Annotated in this window: 15 protein-coding genes; 7 read left to right on the top strand and 8 right to left on the bottom strand. The window is 31.6% G+C overall.

All coding sequences use genetic code 11. The features are described 5' to 3' along the window. Positions 1-17: 17 nt before the first annotated feature. Both fbaA and tamL read right to left on the bottom strand, forming a co-directional pair. Positions 18-1085, bottom strand: coding sequence for a class II fructose-bisphosphate aldolase (fbaA, locus tag ACVC3Y_RS16890; RefSeq protein WP_303420351.1), 1068 nt, complete (start codon positions 1083-1085; stop codon positions 18-20). A gap of 121 nt (positions 1086-1206) precedes the next feature. Continuing rightward, entirely contained in the window at positions 1207-3729 is a 2523-nt protein-coding gene (tamL, locus tag ACVC3Y_RS16895) for a translocation and assembly module lipoprotein TamL (protein WP_303420349.1), read from the bottom strand. A 103-nt stretch (positions 3730-3832) separates the two neighbouring features. Here tamL and ACVC3Y_RS16900 point away from each other — a divergent pair, with 103 nt between their 5' ends. Further along, positions 3833-4552 carry a TrmH family RNA methyltransferase gene (locus ACVC3Y_RS16900; protein WP_303420347.1) on the top strand — a complete coding sequence of 240 codons (720 nt, stop codon included), beginning with the start codon at positions 3833-3835 and terminating at the stop codon, positions 4550-4552. A gap of 37 nt (positions 4553-4589) precedes the next feature. Here the strand turns inward: ACVC3Y_RS16900 and porT are convergent, their stop codons facing one another. Further along, a complete protein-coding gene (gene porT / locus ACVC3Y_RS16905) occupies positions 4590-5303 on the bottom strand; it encodes a type IX secretion/gliding motility protein PorT/SprT (protein ID WP_303420345.1) in 714 nt (237 codons plus the stop codon). Between the two features lie 3 nt (positions 5304-5306). Next, the gene (ubiE, locus tag ACVC3Y_RS16910; RefSeq protein ID WP_303420343.1) at positions 5307-6032 is read right to left on the bottom strand and encodes a bifunctional demethylmenaquinone methyltransferase/2-methoxy-6-polyprenyl-1,4-benzoquinol methylase UbiE; all 726 of its coding nucleotides are present in this window, start codon (positions 6030-6032) and stop codon (positions 5307-5309) included. A 220-nt stretch (positions 6033-6252) separates the two neighbouring features. Between ubiE and trkA the strand changes: the two genes are divergently transcribed. The 5 genes from trkA (at position 6253) to ACVC3Y_RS16935 (ending at position 10416) form a co-directional block, all read left to right on the top strand. Beyond that, positions 6253-7602, top strand: a complete 1350-nt coding sequence (trkA, locus tag ACVC3Y_RS16915) for a Trk system potassium transporter TrkA (RefSeq protein ID WP_303420341.1) — start codon at positions 6253-6255, stop codon at positions 7600-7602. Positions 7603-7608: 6 nt separating this feature from the next. Then, positions 7609-9111 (top strand): TrkH family potassium uptake protein, encoded by a 1503-nt coding sequence (locus tag ACVC3Y_RS16920; protein WP_303421806.1) that lies wholly within the window; start codon positions 7609-7611, stop codon positions 9109-9111. A gap of 141 nt (positions 9112-9252) precedes the next feature. Further along, complete coding sequence (locus ACVC3Y_RS16925; protein WP_303420339.1) at positions 9253-9507, top strand: hypothetical protein; 255 nt, start codon at positions 9253-9255, stop codon at positions 9505-9507. A gap of 390 nt (positions 9508-9897) precedes the next feature. Then, complete coding sequence (locus ACVC3Y_RS16930) at positions 9898-10161, top strand: hypothetical protein (protein ID WP_303420337.1); 264 nt, start codon at positions 9898-9900, stop codon at positions 10159-10161. 3 nt (positions 10162-10164) lie between these two features. Next, positions 10165-10416: a hypothetical protein gene (locus ACVC3Y_RS16935; protein ID WP_303420335.1), complete on the top strand. Its 252-nt coding sequence runs from the start codon at positions 10165-10167 to the stop codon at positions 10414-10416. A gap of 54 nt (positions 10417-10470) precedes the next feature. On the opposite strand, the gene ACVC3Y_RS16940 is transcribed toward ACVC3Y_RS16935, so the two are convergent. Together ACVC3Y_RS16940 and ACVC3Y_RS16945 are read right to left on the bottom strand one after the other, a co-directional pair. After that, complete coding sequence (locus ACVC3Y_RS16940; protein WP_452227541.1) at positions 10471-11658, bottom strand: pyridoxal phosphate-dependent aminotransferase; 1188 nt, start codon at positions 11656-11658, stop codon at positions 10471-10473. A gap of 36 nt (positions 11659-11694) precedes the next feature. Next, entirely contained in the window at positions 11695-12789 is a 1095-nt protein-coding gene (locus ACVC3Y_RS16945) for a fatty acid desaturase family protein (RefSeq protein WP_303420331.1), read from the bottom strand. A gap of 141 nt (positions 12790-12930) precedes the next feature. Here ACVC3Y_RS16945 and rsmG point away from each other — a divergent pair, with 141 nt between their 5' ends. Continuing rightward, the gene (gene rsmG / locus ACVC3Y_RS16950) at positions 12931-13560 is read left to right on the top strand and encodes a 16S rRNA (guanine(527)-N(7))-methyltransferase RsmG (RefSeq protein WP_303420329.1); all 630 of its coding nucleotides are present in this window, start codon (positions 12931-12933) and stop codon (positions 13558-13560) included. A 50-nt stretch (positions 13561-13610) separates the two neighbouring features. Here the strand turns inward: rsmG and ACVC3Y_RS16955 are convergent, their stop codons facing one another. After that, on the bottom strand, positions 13611-15986 hold the full coding sequence (locus tag ACVC3Y_RS16955) for a T9SS type A sorting domain-containing protein (RefSeq protein WP_452227542.1): 2376 nt from the start codon (positions 15984-15986) through the stop codon (positions 13611-13613). A gap of 151 nt (positions 15987-16137) precedes the next feature. Continuing rightward, complete coding sequence (gene pruA, locus ACVC3Y_RS16960; RefSeq protein ID WP_452227543.1) at positions 16138-17763, bottom strand: L-glutamate gamma-semialdehyde dehydrogenase; 1626 nt, start codon at positions 17761-17763, stop codon at positions 16138-16140. Positions 17764-17843: the final 80 nt, after the last annotated feature.

Raw genomic sequence — 17843 nt, forward strand, 5'->3', positions numbered from 1 at the left:
GTAACGCCAAAATAATTTTAAAGGGTATTTACATTGTTTAGGTCTTCGAATGCTTTTTTAAGACGTTCTACAAATGTTTGTTCTCCTTTACGTAACCAAACGCGAGGATCGTAGTGTTTTTTGTTTGGAGATTCTGGACCGTCTGGACTACCTATTTGTGATTGTAGGTAGTCTGTTTTTTCTGCCATGTAATCTCTAATACCTGACATGAATGCGTATTGCATATCGGTATCGATGTTCATTTTTATTACACCATAACCTATAGCTTCTCTTATTTCTTCTAGTGTAGATCCGGATCCTCCATGAAATACAAAGTCGATATGGTTGTGTGGTAGGTTGTGTTTTTTAGATAAAAATTCTTGGGAGTTTTTTAGAATTTTTGGTGTAAGTTTTACATTGCCTGGTTTGTAAACTCCATGTACATTACCAAATGCTGCTGCGATAGTGAATTGGTCGCTTATTTTGCTTAATTCTTCGTAAGCATAGGCAACTTCTTCTGGTTGTGTGTATAGTTTAGATTCGTCTACATCGCTATTGTCTACACCATCTTCTTCTCCTCCTGTGATTCCTAGTTCTATTTCTAGGGTCATTCCCATTTTGCTCATTCTTGCTAGGTATTCTTTACATATTTCTATGTTTTCTTCAAGAGGTTCTTCGCTTAAATCGATCATGTGGGAACTGTATAAAGATTTACCAGTTTCTTTAAAATGTTGCTCACTTGCATCTAATAAACCGTCAATCCAAGGAAGTAATTTTTTAGCACAATGGTCTGTATGTAAAATTACTGGAACACCATAGGCTTCTGCCATTAAGTGTATATGTTTTGCTCCTGCAATGCTTCCTGCAATTGCTGCTTTTTGATTTTCGTTACTTAGCCCTTTTCCTGCGTTAAACTGTGCACCACCATTAGAAAATTGAATAATTACCGGAGCATTTAATGCTGCAGCAGTTTCTAAAACACCATTAATAGTGTTTGATCCAATTACATTTACTGCTGGTAAGGCAAAACCTTTTTCTTTAGCTAATTTGAAAATTTCTTGAACTTCTTTTCCAGTTGCAACTCCTGGTTTTATATTATGTGCCATTTTTATTTGGTTTTTTATTTAAAAATATGATTAACCAAAAGTACGCAATTTTTGAATAATTATTGCAGAATATGTAGATTCTTAACTAGAAAACTGCGATAACGTTTTCGTTGTAAATGCCTTAAAACGGATAGTTTATACCAATATTATATACTGCATTTCCAAAGTTGTAGTTTCTAAACCAGCGATTGTTTTCTAGTGCTGGATTGTAGGTTTTAAAGCCTAGATCAAGTCTTGCTACTGCAAATCCAAAATCGTATCGGATACCAAAACCAGAGCCAATAGCTATATCTTTTAAGGAGGAAAAGCTATTGAAAGTGTATGCGTCGTCTTCTACATCATCTAATACATTCCAGATATTACCAACATCGATAAATAGTGCTGCGTTTACATCTCCAAAGACATTAAATCTATTTTCAAAACTAAAGGCTAGTTTTAGGTTTGCTTCATTAAACTCGTTGTTAGAACCTGAACTTCCTGGGCCAAGACTATAGGCTGTCCATGCGCGATTATCGTTGGTTCCTCCAGCAAAGAAACTTTTAGAGAAAGGGATGTTTGTAGAATTGCCATAAGGTATTGCTATGCCTACAAATCCGCGAGCAGCAAGAACATTTTTCTTTCCTAAATCCCAATGACGAATATAGTCGAATTCTGTTTTTACAAATTGCGAAAATGCAACATTAAAAAATTCATATTGATCGTTACTGTTTTTTTCTAAGTTTAAAAGATTGGATGCTGTTGAGAATATATTTCCGGCTAATTCTAATTTAAAACGAAATATAGAAAAGGTTTCGTCGAATAAGTTTTCGCGCTTATCTTTTGTGTAATAATAATTTGAAGAAAAAATCAAGTTGTTTTCTGTTAATCTATCTTTACGTTCGCTTATTGCAGAAATGGTTTGGTAATCTTCATCTCCTGAAGTTAAGGAGGTATTATTGTTTATTAATACGTCTTCCATAAATAGATCTGCTTCTTCTGGAATGCTTAAATCGGCACCGTCTGTTGTGTAGTCTAAATCTTGAGCAATATTATTTAAATTATTATAGGAAGTTTCATAAACATTAAAATAATTGTCGGTGTTTAAGTTTCTTACGTATTGTGCGTTAAAAAGGTCTAGTCTATTGGTTACCATGTTATTGGGGAACCATTTGTAGTTGAAAGTTCCGGTAACGGTTTGTTTGTCTAAACCAATATTGGTTTGACTAGACATTGCTAAAGATATTATTGTGCTAGGAAACATGTGTTTGGGGATTATTTTTTCGGTATTAAATGGGAAAAATAATCTTGGGATGGTTAGTCTAAGATTTGCGCCTATTTCATTAATATCAAAAAATTGATCGCTATCATTTGCTGCATCTTTAGATGCGCCAATGGACCCAATAGCAGAGAGTTCTAGGGTTTCTGCTCCTCTAAATACATTTCGCATTAAAAGGCTTGGGTTTAAAGCAAAACCTACGGTTTGTATATTACTTTGTGAGACTTCGGCACTAAAACCAAACTTAAATTTCTTTAAAGGAGATAAATATATATTTGCTGTAAGTGTTGTGTCTTGGTTTTCTATATATTCTATATCTGGATATTTAAACGTTTTTAGGTTACTTAAATGTCTGTAAGAGCGTGTTTTATTGATGTCTTTAAAAATACTGTTTGGAGTGATAAAAACAGCATCTGTAAGAGCTTTAGGTTTAAAACGCATTTTGCCAATACTAAATAGGTTGTAGTTGTTATATGTTAAAGTATCACTTATGGTTTTGTTTCTGTTATCATAGGTGCTATTGGTATAAATGTTTACATCTTTGACTTTATATGTTTTAAAAGGTAGTCTGTAAATTGAGTCTTGTTTTCTAAGCAGGCGATTTTTTATTTGTAAATCGACCATTACTTTTTGGTTATTGTCAATAGAGTCCATCTCAAAATATATATATTCTTGACTAAAATGATAGACTCCAGAATTTAAAAATTGATCGGTAATACGTTGTAGCTCATTATCAAAGTTACTTGTTTTATATTGTTCTTTTTTTAATAATGATTTATGTGATTGTGTTTTATATAAAGAGTCTAAAACAGGAGAGTCTATTGATGTTGTAAGAGAGTCTACAAAATATGCTTTTCCAGTATTTACTGTATATTTTATAGTTGCTTTTTTGTTGGTTAAGGTATCGGTTTTTGCAGATGCTTTTACATTAAACCAACCATTGTTAAAGTAATAAGCTTCTAAAATGTTTAATGATTTTTTAGTTCTTGTTTCATTAACAATTACTGGTGCTTCTCCAGTTTTTTTTAGCCAAGCATTAAAATTTATTTTTGCTTGTAAATATTTATCTAGTTGTTTTTTAGAAAGAAAGTTTTCTAATCTTGCCTTGCGTTTTGGGTTTCTGTTAATTTTTTCATTTACAATAGAATCTATATTTGGTCTAGCAGTATTGTAAATGTGTAATCGTAATGGAATACCTAAAAGCTTTCTGTTTGGGCTTTGGTATAAAAGGTTATTTATTCTTTCGGTATTTACTTTTTTGTTATTTACAACAATAGTGTTGTTAACTAGTAAGTGTTCTTTTTCACCAACCCTTTTAACTGCATCACAAGAAGCAAAAAGTACTGTAAGTAATACAAAAAATACTATTTTAAAGGACTGTAATTTCAAGAATGTTATGTGATAAATTAATACTAATTTTGTTTAAATGAATTTAAGGTTTCATCTTTATCCAGAAAAACCTTTTTTATAGTTTCAAAAATACATTATTTACATGTTAACCAAAAGCCAAATAAAATTAATAACTAGTTTAAAGCAAAAAAAGTATAGACAGCAAGAAGGTTTATTTGTTGCAGAAGGTATAAAAACGATAAAAGAGTTATTAGATTCTTCATTAACGTTGTATCATGTTTTTACTACTACATCCTTTCATTTAGATACTAAAGAGGAAACTATTATTACAGAAAAGGAATTAAAAAAAATTAGCTTTTTAACCACACCTAATACCGCTTTAGCTATTTTTAAAATTCCAGATGCAACATCGATTAACGCTAATAATTTAATAGTTGCTTTAGATAATGTTAGAGATCCAGGGAATTTAGGTACCATTATACGATTATGCGATTGGTTTGGAATAGTAGATTTGATTTGTAGTACTGCTACTGTAGATTGTTATAACCCAAAAGTAATTCAAGCAACAATGGGTTCTATTACGCGAGTAAATGTAAGTTATCTAAATCTGGAAAATTTTTTAAAAGAAAATGAAACAGAAGTTTTTGGTGCTTTTATGGATGGAGAAAATGTATATAAAAACCAATTACCCAATAAAGGGGTTTTAGTTTTAGGGAACGAAGCAAATGGTATTTCTGCAACTACAGAAGTATTGGTGACTAAACGAATTAGTATTCCTAGGTTTGGGCAGATTCAAGCAACCGAAAGTTTAAATGTAGCTACTGCTACAGCGATTTTGTTAAGTGAGTTTAAAAGGAGTTAATGTGTTTCTATAAACAAGACTAGCCCTTTTTACTAGTTTATTGAAAGGTTAAGTTTATAAACAAACCTCTTGTTTTCATACTAGCAACATTACTGGTCCAAGGACTATTTGGATCTACATCAGGAACTAATTCTTCATTCATAGCAAATATACCACGAATAGAAGGTGTAAATTTAAAAAAGAACATATAGAAATCGATACCAAAACCTAGCTCATAAAAAAGGTTGTTTTTTTTCATTCTAAATTCTCCAGAAGAATTATCATCAGGGTTATCTTGATTACTCGATAAGTTTAAAGCTGTAGAAATACCTCCAACAATAAAAGGTTTAAAATTGTTTAGTCTTTTTGTAGATAATTTTAATAATAGCGGTATGTGTATATATGTAGATTTAACTTCTCTTATTAAATCTGCTTCCGTAAATTCTGTTCCAGCAAAGTAACTTTCGTCATAAATTAAGTTACGAGAAGTAATAGATAAGCCAGGTTCTAATCGTATATCAATATAATCGTTGATTCGTAAGTTTCCAATAAGTCCAACATTAAAACCTGTACTGGTTTCTACTTGAATATCTTTTAAATCTTGGTTGTAGTCAAAATTAAAATCATAGCTATTAAAACCAAGAAAGTAACCATAGCTTAGTCTAGCTTTGTCAATATTTTCATTGTTTTTTATTTTCTCTCTACTAAATAGTTGTGCCGAAGATGTTTGAAAAACAAATAGTGTAATTAGTATAGCAAGTATATTTTTCATAAATTATTTTGACGATTTATAGATTGTTGCCACACCAAATGTTTGTGGGAAATCTGTAACATTAATAAACCCAGTTTCTCTTAAAATATTGTTTAAAGCTTCTCCAAAAGGAAAAACGGAAGCAGATTCACATAAATATTTATAAGCACTTCTATCTTTAGAGAATATTTTGCCAATTAGAGGGAGAATATTTTTTGTGTAAAAATTATACCCTTGTTTGTAAGGTGTTTTTGTTGGCATAGAAGTTTCTAAAATAACAAAAGTACCTTTAGGTTTTAATACTCTATGAATTTCTTTTAGCCCTTTTTCTAGCGTTTCAAAATTTCTAACACCAAAAGCTACGGTTATGGCATCAAAAGAGTTGTCTTCAAATGGCATGTTTTCACTATCGCCTAAAACCATTTCAATAGTGTTTTCTAAACCATGCTTGTTTATTTTGGTTTTACCAATATTAAGCATGCCGCTACTAATGTCTAAGCCAATAATTTTTTCAGCATTCGTTTGTGCAAGGTTAATAGCGAGATCTCCAGTACCAGTTGCAATATCTAAAATAGTTTTTGGTTGTGTTTCTTTAACCATTGCAACTACTTTTTTTCGCCAAGAAACATCAATTCCAAAAGAGATAACTCTGTTCAAGCCATCATAATCTTTAGAAATAGTATCAAACATTTTGGTAACTTGTTCTTTTTTACCTAAATCGCTATCCTTGTATGGTTTTATTTTCGACAAATCTATTTTTTTGGCAAACTTACATATTTTTTTTATTTTAATAGTTCTTGAGTAATCAAATCAAATACGGCAACTTATTTGAATCTTAATAATTTGCAGTATATTTGCATACTTTTTATTTTAAAAACAAATGAAACATGCCTAACAAACCTATTAATGGTTTGTTATTTATTAAATGCATATTACATCTGACTTTTTAAAAAAAATTATTTAATAACAGATGAAAATAATTATTGCTGGAGCTGGTGAAGTAGGATTTCATTTAGCAAAATTATTGTCTTACGAATCGCAAGAAATAACCTTATTAGATACTAATAAAGATAGTCTGTCTTATGCAGATAATCATTTAGATATTAAGGTGATTAAAGGGGATGCTACGTCAATTTCAATTTTAAAAGAAGCAAATGTTAACCAGAGTGATTTACTAATTGCTGTAACCGCTTCAGAAACTACAAATATTACTGTTTGTGTTTTAGCAAAACAACTTGGTGCAAAACGTACCATTGCTAGAATCTCAAACACCGAGTTTATAAACCATAAGGATGAAGTTGGTTTTACCGAATTAGGTATCGACGAATTAATTTCTCCAGAATCATTAGCCGCATCAGAAATTAATCTGTTATTAAATCAGTCTGCATTTAACGATAGTTACGAATTTGAAGAAGGCGCGCTAACTATGGTTGGTTTAAACTTATCTAGAACGGCTTCCTTTGTTGGTAAAACAGTAAAAGAAGCAGCGCAATTGTTTAATGAAATTCATTTTATTCCAATCGCAATTCAACGTTTTGGTACGCAATATACTATTATTCCAAGAGGAGATACACAGTTTAAAGAAGGTGACAATGTCGTTTTTATAACTAGTGAAGGAGGAGGAGAAGAGTTATGTAGAATGACAGGGAAAAGTAATACGGAAATTAAAAATGTTATGATACTTGGAGGGAGTAAAATTGGTTATAAAACCTCTAGAGATTTATGCAATAAAAGTTTTAATGTAAAACTTATTGAAAAAGATAAAGAGCGAGCATTTGATCTTGCAGATGAGTTAGAAAAAGTGCTAGTAATAAATGGAGACGGAAGAAATGTAGATTTGTTAGACGAAGAGAATATTAGTGATATGGATGCTTTTATTTCTGTAACAGGAAATTCGGAAACCAACATTATGTCTTGCTTAGTAGCAAAATCTAAAGGGGTTAAAAAAACAATTGCACTTGTAGAAAATATGGATTACTTTGAGCTATCTCAATCTATTGGTATTGATACGCTTATTAATAAAAAATTACTTGCTGCAAATAACATTTTTAGATATATACGTAAAGGCGAAGTTGTTGCAATGACTAAACTGAATAACATGAATGCAGAGTTATTAGAGTTTAAGGTAAAAGCAACCTCGGAAATTAATAACAAGTTTATTAAAGATGTAGGTTTTCCAAGATCAGCAATTATTGGGGGTGTTATTAGAGATGGAAAAGGACATATAGCATTAGGAAGCTTTAAAATACAAGAAAACGATAATGTTGTGGTGTGTTGCTTGCCAAGATCTATTAAGCGCGTTGAAAAAATATTCTTGTAAATGAAAATGAAAGCAATTAAGCTTAACTACAAAATTATTTTCCATTTTTTCGGATTACTATTATTGTTTAATGGTGGCTTTATGCTATTGTCTTCACTAATAAGTTTGATTTATAAAGATGGTGTAACTTTAGAGCTGTTTCTTTCTGGTATAGTGACATTGTTGGTTGGTCTTTTTGGTATGGTTTATACTAGAAATCACAGCAAGGAAATGAATAAACGTGAAGGCTATATTGTAGTTACTTTTGGTTGGGTAGTGATGTCACTCTCTGGAACACTGCCTTATGTTTTTACAGAAAGTATCCCGCAATTTACAGATGCTTTTTTTGAAACTATGTCTGGTTTTACAACAACAGGAGCTTCTATTTTAAATGATATAGAAGTAGTGCCTGAAGGTGTTTTGTTTTGGCGAAGCCTAACCCATTGGATTGGAGGAATGGGTATTATCGTACTAGCAATAGCTATTTTGCCTTTATTAGGAATTGGAGGGATGCAACTTTTTGCAGCCGAAGCTCCTGGGCCAAGTACCGATAAATTACATCCAAGAATTACCGATACTGCCAAACGTTTATGGTTAATTTATTTTGGTTATACTATAGCCGAAACGATTTTACTACAAGTAGCAGGAATGACATTTTTTGATGCTATTAATCATTCTCTTTGTACTTTGTCTACAGGAGGTTTTTCAACCAAAAATGCTAGTGTTGCTTACTGGAATGATAAGCCTGTTATACAATATATAATAATCGTATTTATGTTTTTAGCAGGAACTAACTTTGTACTAAGTTATTTTGCTTTTAAAGGAAAAGTTCAGAAAATTATTCGTGATGAAGAGTTTAAACTCTACTTTAAATTTGTCGCTATTTTTACATTAGTTGTTGCATTGATAATTTATTTTAAAGCAGATCTTACAGAGTCATCTATTGCACATCCAATGGTTTGGGGTGAAGGAGAAAGTGCTTTTCGTCATGCTTTATTTCAAGTGTTATCTGTTATAACTACTACTGGATTTGTAACTGCAGATTATACTTTATGGACTCCGTTTTTAGTGGTTTTCTTTTTTGGTATTATGTTTCTTGGTGGATCTGCCGGAAGTACTTCTGGAGGTGTTAAAGTGGTTCGTCACTTAGTGCTTATTAGAAATGGGTTTTTAGAGTTTAAAAGAACCTTACATCCTAATGCAATTGTACCTGTGCGATATAATAAAAAAGCGATTTCAAAAGAAATTGTATTTAATATATTAGCCTTTTTTATCCTTTATATGCTGTCTTTTATAGTTGGTGCTTTAGTGTTTTCTATGATGGGTATTAACTTTGAATCTTCTATTGGTTTGGCAGCTTCTAGTTTAGGTAATGTTGGTCCAGCACTTGGGGATTTTGGTCCAGTAAATAACTATGCCGCGTTGCCAAATTTAGGGAAATGGTGGTGTAGTTTTTTAATGCTTATTGGTAGGTTAGAATTGTTTACTGTTCTTATATTATTTACGCCATTCTTCTGGCGAAACAGATAATATTTTAAAAATATTTTTTCAATAAGTTTTGTAATAATCATAGGTGTTTCTACGCTATTGTAGCGTTTCAAGGTTATTGGTGTTGTAACAATTTTATAATTGACTCGTCTTTATTATACAAACCAATTAAAATCATCAATCATGGAATTAGTATTTACAACACAAGATTTAGAACCACTTCCCAAATTAGAAAATGACATCGTAACTCAACCTTTAGGGTTTTTAAATTCTAACTACCAAAAGATCGTTAAAAGTAATTTTGAAAGAGCGAATGCAAATTCTATTTTCGGAATTAAACAACGATTAAAGAGCAGACAATTTAATACAACTTGTAGTATAGAAACAGTATTAAAAGTATCGTTGTTTTTTGTAGCATTTCTTATGGCTACTATTTAGTGTATTTCTGAATCCATTTTTTTTCATTTCGAAAGTGTAACATTTTAATAATAGATGCTACTTATATAGTATAAAGCAGCTTTTATGCCATTTGCCAATTGAAATTACTGTAAAAGAAAATGACTAGTTTTTTTCTTTATATGAAATAGAAAAATAAAGCATAGCCTTAGTTACGGTTTCTTTTTAAATTGAAATAGAAAGGAATAAGACACATTTTATTACAGTTGTTTAATTAGTAAATGGTATTCGTACAGATTGTTAACTGATGATCTTTGAGCTATTCTCAAAATAATCTTTTATAGTATTTAAATAGAAAACGAGAATTTTCATTCTTGTAATACACTTCTATTGTCTAAAAATTTAATGTTTCACTTTTTAAACCGAAAATTTATGGGATTTGGTGGTTCAGTGCAGTCCATGATTACTATTCTTAAGAATAATGAAAAAATGCGTTCAAATCGAAGTAAAAGAAATGCTTTGGAAGGAAGTTATTCTAGTAGTAAACTAGAATTTCCTAATAAAGCAACTAAACTAGATTTGATAAAAATTGAAGAGAAGATAAAGCGAGAACAAAAACAAACTAGAGTCAAGCAATTGTTGCTGCTGAGCTTTGTTTTAAGTTTGCTAATTACCTTGATCTTTATTTATATATAAGCTATGCCTTTAGGAGAATCGATGTTATTAACGTTAAAGAATAATAAAAATCTAAAACGTTTAAAAAAGAAGATTACGAGATCGTTTTTTGGTGAAAAGATCAAAACAACATCTTTGTATTCTTTTCCAGAAGCTACACCAGAGGTGTTAGAACGAATACGCTTGCAAATGGCTATTCAAAATAAAGAAGAAACTATTGCGTATTTAATAAGTTTGGTAATTACTTTGTTAGTTCTTGTATTTGTAATTATATGAAAAAAGCCATAAACACATTGTGTTTATGGCTTTAAAATTTATTTAAATTAAAATTTAGCTAAGCGCTTCTTTAATTCTTTTAATTGCTTCTTTAATTTGATCTTGACTTGCTGCATAAGAGATTCTAATGCAGTTAGGGTTACCGAATGCATCCCCTGTAACTGTTGCTACTAAAGCTTCTTCTAAAATATATAATGAAAAATCGGTAGCATTGTTTATTGTTTTTCCTCTTATTGTTTTTCCAAAGAAAAAAGAAATATCTGGAAACACATAAAAAGCACCTTCTGGTGTATTTGTGTTAAACCCTTCAATATCTTCTAATAAATTTAAAACCATATCACGACGTACTTTGAACTCGTCAATCATATAATTCACAACACTTGGATCTGCATTTAAAGCAGTTATAACAGCGCGTTGAGCAATACAGTTTGTCCCACTAGTTACTTGTCCTTGCATTTTGTTACAAGCACGAGCAATCCAGTCTGGAGCACCAATAAATCCAACTCTCCAACCTGTCATGGCAAAAGCTTTAGAAACACCGTTTACTGTAATTGTATTGTTAAACATACCGTCTATTCCAGCCATACTTGCGTGGGGCTTTCCTGTGTAGTTTATGTGTTCGTAGATCTCATCAGAAACCACATAAATATTTGGATGCTTTACTAAAACCTTAGCCAAAGCTTCTAGTTCTTCTTTGCTATATAGGGATCCGCTCGGGTTACAAGGAGAACTAAACCAAAGCATTTTTGTTTTTGGTGTAATTGCCGCTTCTAACTGTGCAGCTGTCATTTTAAAGTCGGTATCAATAGAGGTTTTTACTTCTACTGGAACACCTTCAGCAACCTTAACAATGTCGCTGTAACTTACCCAATACGGACAAGGTAAAATAACTTCGTCTCCTTTGTTTAACATGACTTGCGCAATGTTATAAAGCGATTGTTTTGCACCTGTGGAAACCACTATTTGTGGTAAGGTATATGTTAATTTATTATCTCTTTTAAATTTTGTAATTACGGCTTCTTTTAAATCTACATAACCGTCTACAGGAGAGTACGAATTGTAATTATCGTTTACCGCTTCTATTGCAGCGTCTTTAATAAAATCAGGAGTATTAAAGTCTGGTTCTCCTAAGCTTAATCCTATAATGTCTTTGCCTTCGGCTCTAAGTTCTCTTGCTTTTGCTGCCATTGCTAAAGTGGCAGATGTAGACATGTTTGTAATTCTTTCTGAAAGTTGGTTCATTTATAAAATGTTATTTTGAAGTGCAAAAAAAGGGTGTTATGCTATAGTAGGTTTTTGTCCTAATACTTTTAATTGTTCATAATGCTCGGCTATTGCTTTCCATATAGAGTTGTATTCGTTGTATGGTAAGCTAAATTCATGTGCCGTATCTTTAACAATTTTAGCTATGTTTTTATAATGAACGTGACTAATATGAGAAAATAAATGATGTTCTACTTGTCTATTCAATCCTCCTGTATAGAATTCTACTAACCAACTTTTAGGTGAAAAATTAGAAGTAGTAAATAGTTGATGAATCGCCCAAGTGTTTTTCATATTTCCTTCTTTGTCAGGCACAGGCATATCTGTGTTTGGCATTACATGCGCTAATTGAAAAATTACACTTAAAATTATTCCAGCGGTATAATGCATAATTAGAAATCCAATTAAAACTTGCCACCAAGTATAACCTAAAGATAAAGGTAAAACGACCCAAATGGAATAGTATAGTATTTTACCAATAATTAATTTAGTCCATTGTGTAGCAGGTTTAGGAAAATCGCCATACGATAGTTTTCTTTTTAAATAAACATAAGTTTGTTTAAAATCGGTAGTGATAGCCCAGTTTACAGTTAATAAGCCATATAGGAAAAAGGCATAATATTTTTGATACTGATGAATTTTTAACCATTTTGAATGTTTAGAAAAACGAATAATTCTTCCAGCATCAATATCTTCATCATGACCTTGAATATTAGTATAGGTATGGTGTAAAACGTTGTGTTGTACTTTCCAATTATAATCGTTACCAGCTAAAATATGGATGCTGCTTCCCATTAATTTGTTCACCCATTTTTTGCTTGAAAATGAACCATGATTTGCATCATGCATTACGTTCATTCCTACTCCAGCCATTCCAACACCTATAATCATCATAGATATTATTTGAAGCCAAGTCGGTAAATCTACCGTTAGTAGTAACACTAAAGGGCCAAGTAATAATGTAAACATTATTATGGCTTTAATGTAAAGTTTCCAATTTCCTGTTTTTTTAATGTTATTCTCTTTAAAATAATTATTAACACGTTTGTTTAGTGTTCTAAAAAATTTTGCAGAGTCTGTTCTAGAGAAAGTTATTGTTTGTTTTGTCATGCTATTTATTTTTACTGTATTTAAACGAATAAATACAATATCAATTAGGTAAACAAAGATAAATAATAAAGACTTGCATCTTAATAAAATTTTCATAAAAATGCACAATAATTTATCTACTTTTGTGCAAAATTGAAAACCATGGAGCTAATTCTTAAGTATTTTCCAAACCTTACTGAAGATCAAATTGATAAATTTACAAAGTTAGAAGCTTTGTATCAAGACTGGAATTTAAAGATTAATGTAGTTTCTAGAAAAGATATTGATGAATTGTATTTGCGTCACGTACTACATTCTATAGCTATTGCTAAGTTGATTAATTTTAAGCCTAAAACCAAAATCATGGATGTTGGTACGGGAGGAGGTTTTCCTGGAATACCTTTAGCTATTTTGTTTCCTGAATGCTCTTTTCATTTAGTAGATAGTATTAATAAAAAATTAAATGTGGTTAGAGAAGTTGCTGAAGGTTTGGGTTTAGAAAATGTAAAAACGACCCATTCTAGAGTTGAAGAAATAAATGATACTTACGATTTTATTGTAAGTAGAGCAGTAGCAGCGATGCCAACTTTTGTGCATTGGGTAAAAGGTAAAGTAGCAAAAAAGCAAAATCACGAACTTAAAAATGGAATTATTTATTTAAAAGGAGGGGATTTAACAGAAGAATTGCAAGATTACCCCAAAGCTACTATTTATAATATTTCAGATTTTTATACTGAAGCTTTTTTTGAAACAAAAAAGCTGGTGCATCTACCATTAAAATATAAACTATAAATTAAAAAGCTTCTCATTGAGAAGCTTTTTTAATACTTTGGATTTAGGTGTTATCTTACTATAAATTTTGTCTTTAAGTTTTTCTTTTCTTGCGTCTCAATATTTAAAATATATAGACCAGAAGCAATATGTAAAGGGATGCTTGTTTTCGTGTTTAAGTTTAAAACGTTGTTGTAAACCATTTTTCCTGTCGCATCTACAACGGTAATTCTTGCGTTTTCATAAGTTTTTGAACTTAGAATATGTAAAGCATCTGTAATTGGGTTTTGTTCTAGTTTAATGCTGTTTTGTATGTTGGTATCTGTGGTTAAAGTTTCTTGAAAGATTTCATTTAATGCAAAAGCTACATTCTGTTCTGTTAAGGTAACATGTGGTTCGTTTTCGGTAGGCATATACCAAGCATCAAAAGGAGTTGTATTAGATGTAGCTCTAGCTGTTGTAACTCCAGAAGGTGTATGAAACCAATTGATTTGGCCTGCTGTTATTTGAAAAGCCATAGCGCTAACGCTTGGTATAAAGTTAAAGTGATCGGTGGTTAATGCTCCTAAAAATTCGCCAACTAAACCATCTGTAGCTAAATCCTCTGTTAGTCCTAATATGTCAAAAAGCCCACCTGATGCTGCGTCAATACCATTAGAATAGGTGAAAGAAGTAGTTCTTGCGTTATTTTCTCTATCGTTAGCTAAAGGAAACCACCAAGGAAAATCTAAGTGTACTTGACTCATTTCAATTTGTGTGCCAGCAGCAGGTGTGAAAAACGTGTTTGCTTTTAATTCTGCAACATCAAAAAGATCAATATTGGCATTTACAATTTGACTGCCTGGAACTAAATTGTTTGCGTTTGTTGTGTTGTCTGGGTATCGACTATTATTTCCACTACCATTAATAATGGAAACGTTTCTGGTTAATTCAGGAAACCCAGAACTGTTAAAACTGTTTATATTATTGTCAAAAGTATTTTTGTAAGGATGCGCTCTTGGTGTTGACAAGCTATTATTAAAAGTCACTCCATCACTATCTGTTATATGCGGTTCGAATTGGTCTGTAAGCATTTGTCTTGCTGCTGCAGAAGTAAGCATACCGTCAATAATAGGTTGTAATTCTTCTACATTTTGGTCTCCCAGAACCCAAAAATCATCTAGCCCAAAAGCAAGAAAATTGAATTGGTGTTGAAAACCTATAGGTACATTTGCACCATGATGTGGCGCATCAAAAGAAATCCATAATCTAGTTTCATGACTCATGCTTTGAGCTTCCATATAATTTAAAGCATATCTAGAAATTAATCCTCCCATACTTGGACCAATAACTACGTTTTGAGCTGTTCCTACTTTTTGCGCATTTATTAGATTTATTAATTCTACTAATAGCATGGCATTGCGTTCAATGAAATCAGATCCACCATCAATAATAGCATTGTCTGCTGCTCTAGTGTAGATTGGGAAATTTAAATAGACTACATCAAAACCTTCTTCTTTAACTAAAGCTTCTAAGTTTGAAGTGGTGCCATTGTCATCAAAATCTAATAATTCGCGTAAGCCTGTTATATCTCTTCCGTCTCCAGGATCAAATCCATCGACTAAAAAAATAGGCTTATCTAATACATTATCGTCACTTAAGTATATTTCATATTCCCCAACACCAGGATATGAAGTAGCTTCTCCATAAGCAGATAAGTTTGGGGTAATACTGGAAGTAAAGGTGAAAACTTCTCGGTTAAAAATGTTGCTTAAATCTTCGTTTGAGTATTTAATCTCTATTTTTGAAGTTCTTGAAAGGACTTCTCCAGTATGTAAAGTTATAGCAAATTGGAGTATTTTTTCTCCTTCTTCAAAATAGAGGATACTTATGTTTTGGTTAGGGTTTACTGTTTTAAAACCTTCTCCATTATTAAAGTCTATTGCTATATTTTCAATTGCATTATTTGTAGTGTTAAAAATATTATTAGCATCTAAGCGAAATGTAGTTTTTAACCCTTTGGTTTTTGTTCGAAGTGCGGTAGCAGTGGTTACTGTGCTTTTTTCAAAAATGGATGTTGTAGTGTTTGTTCGGACTAAATTTCCTTGTGCATTCCTGGTAACTATATTGTTTTGCATAGCAGCATCTGTTATAGATTCAAATTCACTATGTAGTATTGCAAGCGGAATTATTTTTGTAAAGTAACTCTCTGTGCTCTGTTCTTTTAAACTTTGAACAGGTAAAAGACGTTCTTTTGTATCTCCTTGCGCGATAGTCTTATAGACTTGATAGAAGTTTAATTTGTTAATTGGTTTTTGGTTGAAACTTGTAATATCTATTATAGTAGATTTTTGTGCTAAAACAGAAGTTTCCATATCGGAAACATCCAATTTTTGAAACGCTTTTTTATTTTGAGCGAGAGCACTTAAAGTAAAGAGGGAAAGTAATAATAAGTAGTAACTTTTCATATTAATAAAAAGATTGATTAATCTTTTTAAATATATGAAGTTCTATTAATAGATTTTTAATAATATGTGATTTTAAGATAAAAGGCGTAAAAAAACCTTTAAAATGATAAAATTTTAAAGGTTTTTGTAAGAATATGTAATCATTTGGTGTTTATCCTAAAAATGGATATCTGTAATCTGTTGGAGTTACAAATGTTTCTTTAATCATTCTAGGGGAAACCCAACGCTGTAAGTTTAAAATACTTCCAGCTTTATCATTTGTTCCAGAACCTCTAGCGCCTCCAAAAGGTTGTTGGCCTACTACCGCTCCAGTTGGTTTGTCGTTGATATAGAAGTTTCCAGCACAGTTTTCTAAAGCTTTAGTCGCTTCTATAACAGCATATCTGTCTGTAGCTAAAATTGCTCCAGTTAAAGCATACTCGCTCGTTTCGTCGACAAGTTTTAATGTTTCCGAGTATTTATCATCTTCAAAAACATAAATAGTAATAACAGGTCCAAATAATTCATCACACATAGTTGTGTATTTTGGATCTTCTGTTACAATTACTGTAGGCTCAATAAAGTACCCTTTGCTTTTGTCGTGACCACCGCCAACAATAATTTCTGCATCTTTATCTGTTTTAGCTGCATCAATATATTTTGCTAGTTTGTCGAAAGAACCTTCGTGGATTACAGCAGTAATAAAATTGCTCATATCTTCTGGAGATCCCATTTTAAAAGATTTTACATCTTCAATAACATGTTTTTTAACTTCATTCCAAATACTTTTAGAAATATAAGCACGTGAAGCTGCGCTACATTTTTGGCCTTGAAACTCAAAAGCACCTCGAGAAATAGCTGTTGCTACTTGTTTTGGGTTTGCAGATTTGTGAGCTACAATAAAATCTTTACCTCCAGTTTCTCCAACAATTTTTGGGTATGTTTTGTAATTATGAATATTGTTACCAATTTGTTTCCATAATTCTTTAAATATAAAAGTAGAACCCGTAAAGTGTAAACCTGAAAAATCTGGGCTAGCTAATACGGTATTAGTAATCATTACTGGATCACCAAATACTACATTAATTACACCAGCTGGTACACCTGCTTCTTCAAATACATCCATAATAACTTTTGCAGAATATATTTGAGAATCACTAGGTTTCCATACTACAACATTTCCCATCATCGCCATGCAAGCTGGCAAGTTTCCAGCAATAGCTGTAAAATTAAATGGAGATACTGCGTATACAAAACCTTCTAATGGTCTGTATTCAATTTTATTCCAAGCACCACTAGTACTTTCTGGTTGTTCATGGTACATATCTGTCATAAACTGTACGTTAAAACGTAAAAAGTCTATTAATTCACAAGAGGCATCAATTTCTGCTTGGTGAATTGTTTTAGATTGCGCCATCATAGTAGCAGCGTTAATTCTTGCTCTATAAGGCCCAGCTATTAGTTCGGCTGCTTTTAAAAAAATAGCAGCACGATCTTGCCATGGCACTTGCGACCAGTTTTTTCTTGCTTCAAGTGCAGTAGAAATAGCATCATCAATATGCGTTTTTTCTGCTACATGATATTGTCCTACAATATGTTTATGATCGTGTGGTGGAGACATTGGTTTGGTATTACCTGTAGTAACATCTTTACCGTTTATGTACATTGGCACGTCTAGATTGCTATTGTACATTTCCTTATATGTTTTTGCAATAGCTTCACGAACTTTGCAACCTGGTGCGTAATCTTTAACTGGTTCGTTAACTGCAATTGGTACATTAAAAAATCCTTTTCCCATGATTGTTTTTGGTTTTGTGATTCAAAAATTTTTAAAATGCAAAGTTACGATATTTTTATAGATTAGAAATTCTTTGTAAT

The sequence above is a fragment of the Lacinutrix cladophorae genome (assembly GCF_053604645.1).